The sequence below is a fragment of the Azospirillum formosense genome, from assembly GCF_040500525.1.
Classification (GTDB): Bacteria; Pseudomonadota; Alphaproteobacteria; order Azospirillales; family Azospirillaceae; genus Azospirillum; species Azospirillum formosense_A.
Genome location: NZ_CP159405.1, coordinates 607,532 through 617,161, shown reverse-complemented (window position 1 = coordinate 617,161; position 9,630 = coordinate 607,532). Strand labels below are relative to the sequence as shown.

Here is a 9,630-nt window from a genome sequence, read left to right as displayed (position 1 = left end):
GCACCCCGTCTCCCCGGCCCCGCCGCTGGCGGTTACGGTATTGATTCCCGATACGCCCCGCATGTTCCACAGCGCAGGCGCCAACGTCGCCATTCTGCCGAAAGATTCCTCGCCGGCCGGAAACGTCGCTGTGACCCTGCGGACGAATGTCGCCGTTCTGCCAGTTCCTCCGGACGCTGTGCCCCGCCGGAGGGTCTCCCTGCCGAAAGCGTCCGCGTTCTGACGGTCCGGACTGCCGACGAGCCGCGAAATGGCGCTGAAAGGCTTGGATTCCCTGACTCTTTCCAGACTCCCCAGGGCCCCGGGGCCGCCGCGGGGGGAGCACATTGGCAGAACGGCGACACTCGGTTGCGCGAGTCGGAGTCCGATTCTCGGCCGATTCCCGGAGTCACCGATGGGCCACAGCCCAGATTATTCGGCAGAACGGCGACATCCGGCGGACTCCGACGCTCCGCCGCCGCCCTCCGTGCGCCGGAATCTTTCGGCAGAACGGCGACGTTTTCCGCCCGGTTTCTCGGCAGAACGGCGACACCCGGACATGGTCCGCCACCGCTCCAGGGGGCTCAACGCCTTGATTCCACTGACTCCACACCTCCGCATCGGCGCAACCGGAGCGATTCCGACGCACGCATTTGAATCGTGGACAGCCTGTCGGGGCCACGACAACATCTTGCGTAACGGGCTCACCAAAGCCCGAACCGATAGCTTTTGGGCCAGGATTTTCGGGCCAGGATTTTCAGTTGGCGGTTCCGAACCGCCGCGACACGCCGAAGGAGGCGACGATGACGTAACGGAGGACGCGACCTCCGGAAACACAAAGGGCACAGGTTTGGCGACCTGTGCCCTCGTGTACACCGAAGTGTCGTTAGCCGATGGAAGACCGGGAGAACCGGACCCCCGCATCAGCGGTTTGGCGACTTCATGATGCCAGGGTGATTCCGGAAAACCAAGTGGAATCGCGGATTCCGCTGACGCTCCCGCTTTGTCTTCCGCCGGAATCGAAGCGCTGGATCATGGGAAGACAATGACCCCGTACACGACCTTGTACCGGCGATGGATCGCTGCGCCCGGCGTCGGCGCCGCGGAGATCGCGGTGCTCTCCGGACTTTACGCGCGTGCGGACGCCGCCGGCGTCTGCGCCGGGCTGGTCCAGGACGAGCTGGCGGCCGAACTCGGCAAGAGCCGTCCCTGGCTGTCCGCCGTGCTGACGAAGCTGCAGACGCCGGACCTGTCCCTGGTGGAAGCCCGCCGCGAACGCGGTTTCCGCGGGATGGTCTACGCCCTGGTGGGCGCGCAGGACACCGACTCTTCCGGTCGGCCCGCCGACACCACCGGTCAGCCGGCTGACGGACTCCTAAGGACTGGGAATCCCCTGAATCCTGATTCTCAAAACTCTTCCTCCTTCCGGGTGGGGGGATCGGTCGGGCCATCGGGGGTCATGGGCCGGAACGCCCCGGCCAAGGACGCCCTGGCCGAGGACTGGCAGCCGGACGCCGCCGATCTGGCCTGGGCCACGGAAACCCGTCCCGAGGTCGATCCGGCCGCGGTGACCCGCAAGTTCGTGTCCTGGTGCCGCAAGGCCAACGCCCGCAACGGCTACAGTCCGGCCAACCCGTCCAGCGCTTGGCGCAAATGGGTGGCCCGCGAGCTGGTCGCCCCCGCCGCGCCGATGCCAGCGCCGGCACCGGAAGGCGATGCCCCCGCGAGCACCGTCGTCCCCTTTGCACCCGCCTCCCGCCGCCCCTCCAACCGGAGCGACCAGAATGACCGCCAGCCTGCCGAGCCTTCCCGTGAGCCTTCCCGTCAGCGCCGCCCCGCAGACGCCGGACATGGCGTGGCTGCCCGCAACGCCGGCGTCCTCTCTGCCTTGCGCGATCGCCTCGCTCGCCCGGCTTGAGCGCGCCGACCTGCGCTTCGAGATCGCCGATCGCGCGCCGGAGGAGATCGGGGCGCTGGCCGAGCGGGTGGAGGCGGCCCTTGAGACCGCCTGCCCGGCCATCGGCGTGGACAATGTGCTGACCGGCATCGAGAAGCTGGCGGCCCGCTTCGGCCTGGAGCTTCCGGACGCCGACATGCTGGAGGCCGACATCCTCGACATGGCCGGCTGGCCCGCCGAGGAATGGATCGCCGGGTTCCGCGGCGTCTGGTCCTCCTTCCGCTCGGGCTACCGGCGCTTCCCCACGGTCGGCGATTTCCGCGCCGCCGCCGGCCAGGCGTCGCGGACCGATGGAGCGGCGGCCCTGCGCCGGCTGGCCATGGCCCTGCGCCAGGAGCAGCAGCTCCGCGCCCGCGAGATCGCCCATCGCCGTCGGCAGAAGGAAAAGGAAGCGGAAACCGCCCGCCGCCAGCAGGCCGCCGCCCTGATCGCCGCGCCGGGACCGGCGCGTCCGGTTCCGGTTCCCGCACCAGAACCCGTCCTGTCGGACGACGCGCAAGTGGAACGGCCCACCCTCCCTGCCGCGGACCAGACGCCGCCGGCCGCGCCGAAAAGCTTCGCAAGGGATCGTTCGCACGATGCTCGTCATACCAGGGTATGCGAAGGCAAGAGATCGGCACGTTTCAGTAAGCCGTCGCGTACAAAAAGTTCAGTCCGAGAACCCAGTCGCTTCCATGACTGTCGATCTGGTCAAAGCGGTGGATCGGAGGCTTGGCAGCCCTATCATTATTCCGACAGTGTAGCGCCTATATAATCAGGCTCACCCCGTCGTTTCAGATTTCAGTGGCGGTCCACGAAAGGGCGGAGCAAGATGCGATAATCTGTTTGCGCAGCAAACCTTTCGGATTGTCCGTCCATGCCTCTGAAGACGGTGTCCCGTCAGAAACCGATGACTCTGCGCGGGTACCTGCTGAGGCTTGTGCTCGTGGCGCTGGTGCCGATGCTCCTGCTCGGCGGCATGCTCATCGGCTGGCTGGTGCAGCAGCAGCGGGAGGCCGTCGAGAACAACATGGCCGACACGGCGGAGGCGCTGGCGCTGATCGTGGACCGGGAATTGGCGGCGACCATCGAGGCGCTGCGGGCGCTGTCGCGCACGGATGCTCTGGCCGCCGACGATCCCGCCGGCTTTTATGAGCGTGCGACGCTGGTGCTGACCCAGCATCCGTCCTGGACCAACATCGCGCTGATCGAACCGTCGGGGCGGCAGATCGTCAACACCGCGGTCCGGCTCGGCGATCCGCTGCCGGACGTGCCGCAGCGCGACGCGCTGCGCCGGGTGACGGCGACGCGCCAGCCGGCGGTGTCTGATCTGGTGACCGCGACGGCGGGCGAGCGGCTGGCGATCGCCGTGATGGTGCCGGTGCTGCGCGACGGCGGGCTGCGCTACATCCTGTCGGCGGTGGTCGATCCGCAGACCTGGAGCAGCCTGCTGGAGGGGTTCGAGACGCGCTCCGGACTGATCGCCGCGATCATCGACGGCGAGAACCGCATCGCCGCCCGCTCGCGCGAGCACGCGGAGTATCTGGGGCGGGCGGTGCCGGGCTGGTTCCTGGCGGCGCGCGGGACGGCCGACACCGGCAACTACCGAGGCGCCACGCTGGACGGGGTGGAGATCATCGGCGCCTTCCACCGCACGCAGCGTGCCGATTGGACCCTGGTCGCCGCGACGCCGACCGAGGCCGTGCTCAACCCCCTGAACCGCACGGTGGTGCTGGCTCTGGGGCTTGGGCTGGTTCTGCTGGGGGTCTCGCTGGCCTCGGCGGCGGTCTTCGCGCGGCGGCTGGCCCACCCCGTCCGCGAGCTGGCCGCCCATGGCGGCAGCCTGATGGAGGGGCAGCCGATCCGCTACGACGGCGGCGTGCCGGTGCGCGAGATCGACGAGCTGCACCGCGTCCTGGCCGAGGCGAGCGCCGCTCTGGTCGGCGCCAGCGAATCCGCCGCCCATGCGGAGGCGCGCTACCGCGCCATCGTCGACACGGCGGTCGACGCCATCGTGGTCATCGACCGGGCCGGCACCCTGCACAGCTTCAACCGCGCCGCCGAACGCATCTTCGGCTACGCCGCGGAGGAGGTGATGGGCCGCAACGTCAGCATGCTGATGCCCGATCCCGACCGCAGCGCCCATGACGGCTATCTGGAGCGCTACCACCGCACGGGGGAACGGCGCATCATCGGCATCGGGCGCGAGGTGACGGGCCAGCGCAAGGACGGGTCGGTGTTTCCGCTGGAGCTGTCGGTCGCCGAATGGAAGGCCGACGGCGAGACGCGCTTCACCGGCATCGTGCGCGACATCACCGCCCGCAGGACGGCGGCGGAGGCCGTGCTCGCCGCCAAGGAGGCGGCGGAGCAGGCGATGGAGCGCGCCCTGACCGCGGCGGACGAGGCCCGGCGGGAGAAGACCCGCGCCGAGAAGGCGGAGCGGGCGAAGACCCAGTTCCTGGCGGCGGCCAGCCACGACCTGCGCCAGCCCGTGCAGTCGCTCTATTTCTTCGCGCAGGTGCTGGGCGACAAGCTGCACGGCCAACCCGGCCACGAGCTGGTGGCCAGCATGGGCCATTCGCTGGACGCGCTGAAGCTCCTGCTCGACGGGATGCTCGACGTGTCGCGGCTCGACGCCGGGGCGGTGGAGCCCAGCGTCACCGAATGCGCGGTGGGGCCGCTGCTCGACCGGCTGGCCGCGGAATACGGGCCGCAGGCCGACGGGCAGGGGCTGCGGCTGCGGGTCGTGCCGACCTCGCTGTGGGCGCGCACCGACCCGATGCTGCTGGAGCGCATCCTGCGCAACCTGATCGAGAACGCGTTGCGCTACACCGAGCGGGGCGGCGTCGTGGCCGGCTGCCGGCGCCGCAACGGCGCGCTGCGCATCGAGGTGGCCGACAGCGGCGTCGGCGTGCCGGAGGACCTGCAGCAGGCCGTCTTCGAGGAGTTCTTCCAGATCGGGAACCAGGAGCGCGACCGGGCCAAGGGGCTGGGTCTCGGCCTCGCCATCGTGAAGCGGCTGGCCGGGCTGCTCGGCCATACGGTCGCCCTGCGCTCGCGGCCCGGGCGGGGCAGCGTCTTCTCGGTGGAGCTTCCCGCCGTGCGCCCCCGCGCCATCCTGCGCCGCAACGGGCCGGACCGCGCCAACGACGATGGGCAGGGGCTGGTGGTGGTCATCGACGACGAGGCCATCGTGCTGCTCAGCCTGCGCACCCTGCTGGAGCAGTGGGGCTACGAGGTGGTGGCCGCCGTGTCGGCGGAGGAGGCGGTGGACGTCCTGCACGGGCTGGGCCGTCTGCCGGATCTCATCATCGCCGACTACCGCCTGCGCGAGGGGCGGACGGGGGTGGAGGCGATCCGCGACATCCACGGCGTCTGCGGCGTGCGCATTCCCGCCGTGGTGCTGACCGGCGACACCGCGCCCGAACGCATCACCGAAATCCGCGGCGCCGGCTTCCGCCTCGTCCACAAGCCGATCACCCCGCACATCCTGCGCGAATTGCTGAGGCCGGCGGCCTGATCGGCATGGCCCGATCGCGAAAGGCCGGTTTTTGACCCTGGCCGCTCCCCGGCGGGGTCTTTAGGTTTTCCGCCTCCTTGGGGAAGAGCCTCCTTGGGCAAGAGGGAGACGGGACATGAACTGGAGCAAGGGCCTGTGGCGGGGCTGGCTTGCCGCCGCCCTGCTGTGGGTGGCGGTGGTCGCCGCCTTCGCCGCCGCCGATCTGCGCGGGCGCCATCCTTTCGCCGGCCTTTACGCCTATTCGGACGCAAGGGACGCCTTCCTGCCGCAGCGCTACGCCGCCGACGAGGCGGTGGTGGAGGACGGGGTGAGGCGGGGCGCCGTGGTGCGGACGGACTTCCCCGACGGCACCAGCCTCGCCGCCCCGCCGGACCTTGGCGAGGAGCGGGTGCGGCGGATCGGCGAGCGCTTCTGGGCGGAGCGCTGGACGCGCCGGGCGGAGGTTCTGTGGCCCTGGGGCCTGCGCGCCGTCCTGCCCCCCTTGCTTCTTCTCTTGTCCGGCGCGCTTGCGCTGTGGATCGTCCGCGGGTTCCGCAAGCCGGTCGCACCTGCCCAAACGGAGTCTCAAGGGAAGACGGTGCCGGAGACGGCGGCCGGGGAGGAGGCGCCGAAGGCGGCCTTCAACACGCGGTCCGGCGGCGGGCTGCCGCCCTTCATCCGCTCGCTGGGTCCGGACCCCAAGCGCCGCCGCGTGCTGGGGGCGGGCCGGTGAAGGCGACGCAAGACATGGCCCTGCGTCGTTCGGTCGGCGAGCACCCAACATCGCGGTAACCCGCGGCGACGAGCAAGCATCCCTGACGGTCGGCATCCCGAAGGCGCAAAGGAACAGGAAACCCGGCATTGGGTTGATGGTAGCGGAGACGCGTCCACGGGGCGTGGATGTTCTCCGAAGGCTGCGCGTTTGTCCGTTCGTCCAGGCGTTCGGGCCGTTCACCATCACGGCGGCGTGCGGCGCAAGCGCTGCCAGCGGGCCAGACCAAGAGGAGACCTGGGTGTCGGAGCCGACCAAGACGGACAAGATCCTGACCGGAATTCCAGAGTTCGACCTGATTTTGAGGGGTGGGCTGCCGCGCGCGCGGCTTCATCTCCTGGAGGGCGCGCCGGGAACCGGCAAGACGACCATCGCGCTTCAGTTCCTTTTGAAAGGCCTGGGCGACGGCAGGCGCGGCCTGTACGTGACCCTGTCGGAAACCGAGACGGAGCTGCGCGCCTCGGCGAAAAGCCACGGCTGGTCGCTGGACGGCATCGGGATCTTCGAACTCGTCCCGCTGGAGGCGCAGCTCGACCGCCAGCAGAGCGTGCTCTACCCGTCCGAGGTGGAACTGGGCGAAACCATGCGCCTGATCACCGAGCGGATCGAGGCCGACGAGCCGGACCTCGTGGTGATCGACTCCCTGTCCGAGCTGCGCCTGCTCGCCCAGGACCAGCTGCGCTACCGCCGGCAGATCCTGGCGCTGAAGCAGTATCTGCAGGGTCGCCAGTGCACCACCCTGGTGCTGGACGACCTGACCAGCCAGACCGGCTCCATGGAACTGCACAGCCTGATGCACGGCGTGGTCAGCCTGGAGCAGATCGAACGCTCCTACGGCGCGGCGCGGCGGCGGCTGCGGATCGCCAAGATGCGCGGCTCCGAGTACCAGAGCGGTTGGCACGATTTCGCCATCACGCCGGGCAACGTGCTGATCTTCCCCAGCCTGATCGCCGACGAGCACAAGACGGAGTTCAAGCCGACCTCCGTGTCCAGCAACCTGAACGCGCTGGACGAGTTGATGGGCGGCGGGCTGACGCGCGGCACGACGACGATGCTCGTCGGCCCCTCGGGCGTCGGCAAGTCGTCCATCGCCCTGCAGTATGTCGCGGCGGCGGTGCGCCGCGGCGAGCACGCCGCCTATTTCTCCTTCGACGAGTCCTTCGAAACCCTGGGACTGCGCAGCACCGCGCTCGGCATCGACATCGAGGAGGCGGTTCGCAAGGGCGAGCTGGGCTGGGAGCGCGCGAACCCGTCGCGCCTGTCGCCGGGCCAGTTCGTCTGGCAGGTCCGCCGCCAGGTGGAGGACCAGAAGGCGCGCGTTGTGGTGATCGACAGCCTGAACTCCTACCTCAGCACCATGCCGGAGGAGCAGGCGCTCATCCTCCAGATGCACGAGCTGCTGTCCTACCTGAACAACCAGGGCGTCGTGACCATCCTCATCCTCGCCCAGCAGGGAATCGTCGGCGACATCCAGAATCCGGTGGACCTGTCCTTCATGAGCGACACGGTGGTCCTGCTGCGCTTCTTCGAGGCGGCGGGGGAGGTGCGCAAGGCGATCTCGGTGGTCAAGAAGCGCACCGGCGTCCATGAGCTGGCGATCCGCGAGTTCCGGCTGTTCCCCGACGGCATGCAGGTCGGCCCGCAGCTTCTGGAGTTCCAGGGCGTGCTGACCGGCGTGCCCAGCTATGGCGGGTCGGCGGACCCGTTGTTGCGCGGGCGGGGCGAGATGGGCTGACCCCGGCGCATGGACGCCCCGATCCTCGTGTTCGCCCCGCATGGCCGGGACGCGGAGGTCATCCGCCTCGTCCTGGACGAGGTCGGCATGACGACCCGGCCCTGCGCCGACCTTCCGGCCGTGTGCGACGGCCTGACGAGGGACGTCACGGCGCTGATCCTCGCCGAAGGCGCGTTGCGGGGGGCGGCGATGGACCCCCTGATCGCCTGTCTGGAGGCCCAGCCGCCCTGGTCGGACCTGCCGGTTCTGGTGCTCACCGCGCGCGGCAACCGCTCGGCCAGCAAGGCGCGCTGGGACCAGTTCCAGCGGCTCGGCAACGTCACGCTGCTGGACCCGCCCCTGCACGCCGAAGCCCTGCAGAGCGCGGCGCGGTCCGCGGCGCGGACCCGCCTGCGCCAGTACCGCACCCGGGCTCTTCTGGCCGACATCGAGCGGGCCAACGACGAGCTGGAAGGCCGGGTGGCGGAGCGCACCCAATCCCTGCAGACCGAGATGCGGGAACGCCGGAAGGCCGAGGAGGCGTTGCAGCAGGCCCAGAAGATGGAGGCGGTCGGCCAGCTCACCGGCGGCATCGCCCACGACTTCAACAACCTGCTGCAGGTCATGCTCGGCAACCTGCACATGCTGCAGGGCACGCTGCGCGCCGGTGATCCGCTGCTGCGGCACGTCGCCATGGCGGTCTCGGCGGGCGACCGCGCCGCGGCGCTCACCCGGCACCTTCTGGCCTTCGCCCGGCGCCAACCGCTGACTCCCCGCAGCCTGGACATGAACGCCCTCGTCGCCGCCATGAGCGGCCTGATCCAGCAATCCGTCGGCGAGTCGATCCGGGTGGAGACGGTGCTGGCCGACGGCCTCTGGCGGACCTGGGCGGACGCCAACCAAGTCGAAAGCGCCCTGCTCAACCTCACCATCAACGCCCGCGACGCCATGCCGGACGGCGGGCATCTCCGTGTCGAGACGAGCAACGCCGTCCTCGACGAGACCGTTTCCGACGCGCAGGGGGACATCCTTCCCGGGCGCTACGTGCTGCTCCGCATCACCGACACCGGAAGCGGCATGCCGCCGGACGTCCTGGAGCGGGCGTTCGAGCCCTTCTTCACGACGAAGCCGATCGGCCAGGGCACCGGCCTGGGGCTGAGCCAGCTCTACGGCTTCGCCCGTCAGTCGGGCGGCCACGCGGCCATCCGGTCGCAGCACGGCCAGGGCACCGCCGTCAGCCTGTATCTGCCGCAGCATGACGGTGTGGACGGCGCCGACGCCATGGTGCCCGTTGCGGAGCCGCAGCCGCAGGCCCCGTCGCGGAACGACGAAACGATCCTGGTGGTCGAGGACGAGGCCCTCGTCCTGATGCTGTGGGTCGAGGCGCTGGAAGGGCAGGGATACCACGTCCTGCAGGCCGCCGAACCCGAGGCGGCGATCGCGATCCTGGAGTCCGACGCGGCGATCGACCTGCTGGTCACCGACGTCGGGCTGCCCGGCATGACCGGCCGCGATCTGGCGGACCATGCGCGGGGCCTTCGCCCCGGGTTGAGGGTGCTGTTCGTGACCGGCTACGCGCATTACGCCGCACTCGAACCGGACAGCCTGGGAGCGGGGACCCGGATGCTCAGCAAGCCGGTCGGCGTGGACACCCTGCAATGCACCGTCCGCGTCCTGCTGGACGGGGATTCGGCCTGACGTTGCGCCGGTGGGCGGGAGGCGGAAACTCG

The 9,630-nt window shown here is 70.0% G+C and carries 6 protein-coding genes; all 6 read left to right on the top strand.

What is annotated here, in order from left to right:
• The first annotated feature begins 1,024 nt into the window (after positions 1-1,024).
• Entirely contained in the window at positions 1,025-1,897 is an 873-nt protein-coding gene (locus ABVN73_RS27140) for a hypothetical protein (RefSeq protein ID WP_353861670.1), read from the top strand.
• Entirely contained in the window at positions 1,791-2,690 is a 900-nt protein-coding gene (locus ABVN73_RS27135; RefSeq protein WP_353861926.1) for a hypothetical protein, read from the top strand. Before ABVN73_RS27140 ends, ABVN73_RS27135 begins: the two co-directional genes overlap by 107 nt.
• Before the next feature lie 102 nt (positions 2,691-2,792).
• Positions 2,793-5,435: a PAS domain S-box protein gene (locus ABVN73_RS27130; protein WP_353861669.1), complete on the top strand. Its 2,643-nt coding sequence runs from the start codon at positions 2,793-2,795 to the stop codon at positions 5,433-5,435.
• Between the two features lie 115 nt (positions 5,436-5,550).
• The gene (locus ABVN73_RS27125) at positions 5,551-6,147 is read left to right on the top strand and encodes a hypothetical protein (protein WP_353861668.1); all 597 of its coding nucleotides are present in this window, start codon (positions 5,551-5,553) and stop codon (positions 6,145-6,147) included.
• Between the two features lie 280 nt (positions 6,148-6,427).
• Positions 6,428-7,921, top strand: coding sequence for an ATPase domain-containing protein (locus ABVN73_RS27120; protein ID WP_353861667.1), 1,494 nt, complete (start codon positions 6,428-6,430; stop codon positions 7,919-7,921).
• Between the two features lie 9 nt (positions 7,922-7,930).
• Positions 7,931-9,598, top strand: coding sequence for an ATP-binding protein (locus ABVN73_RS27115; protein WP_353861666.1), 1,668 nt, complete (start codon positions 7,931-7,933; stop codon positions 9,596-9,598).
• Positions 9,599-9,630 lie beyond the last annotated feature (32 nt).

Coding starts and splice junctions, on each gene's coding strand:
- ABVN73_RS27125 (WP_353861668.1), top strand. CDS start 5,551: ATGAACTGGAGCAAGGGCCTGTGGCGGGGCTGGCTTGCCGCCGCCCTG.
- ABVN73_RS27130 (WP_353861669.1), top strand. CDS start 2,793: ATGCCTCTGAAGACGGTGTCCCGTCAGAAACCGATGACTCTGCGCGGG.
- ABVN73_RS27140 (WP_353861670.1), top strand. CDS start 1,025: ATGACCCCGTACACGACCTTGTACCGGCGATGGATCGCTGCGCCCGGC.
- ABVN73_RS27115 (WP_353861666.1), top strand. CDS start 7,931: ATGGACGCCCCGATCCTCGTGTTCGCCCCGCATGGCCGGGACGCGGAG.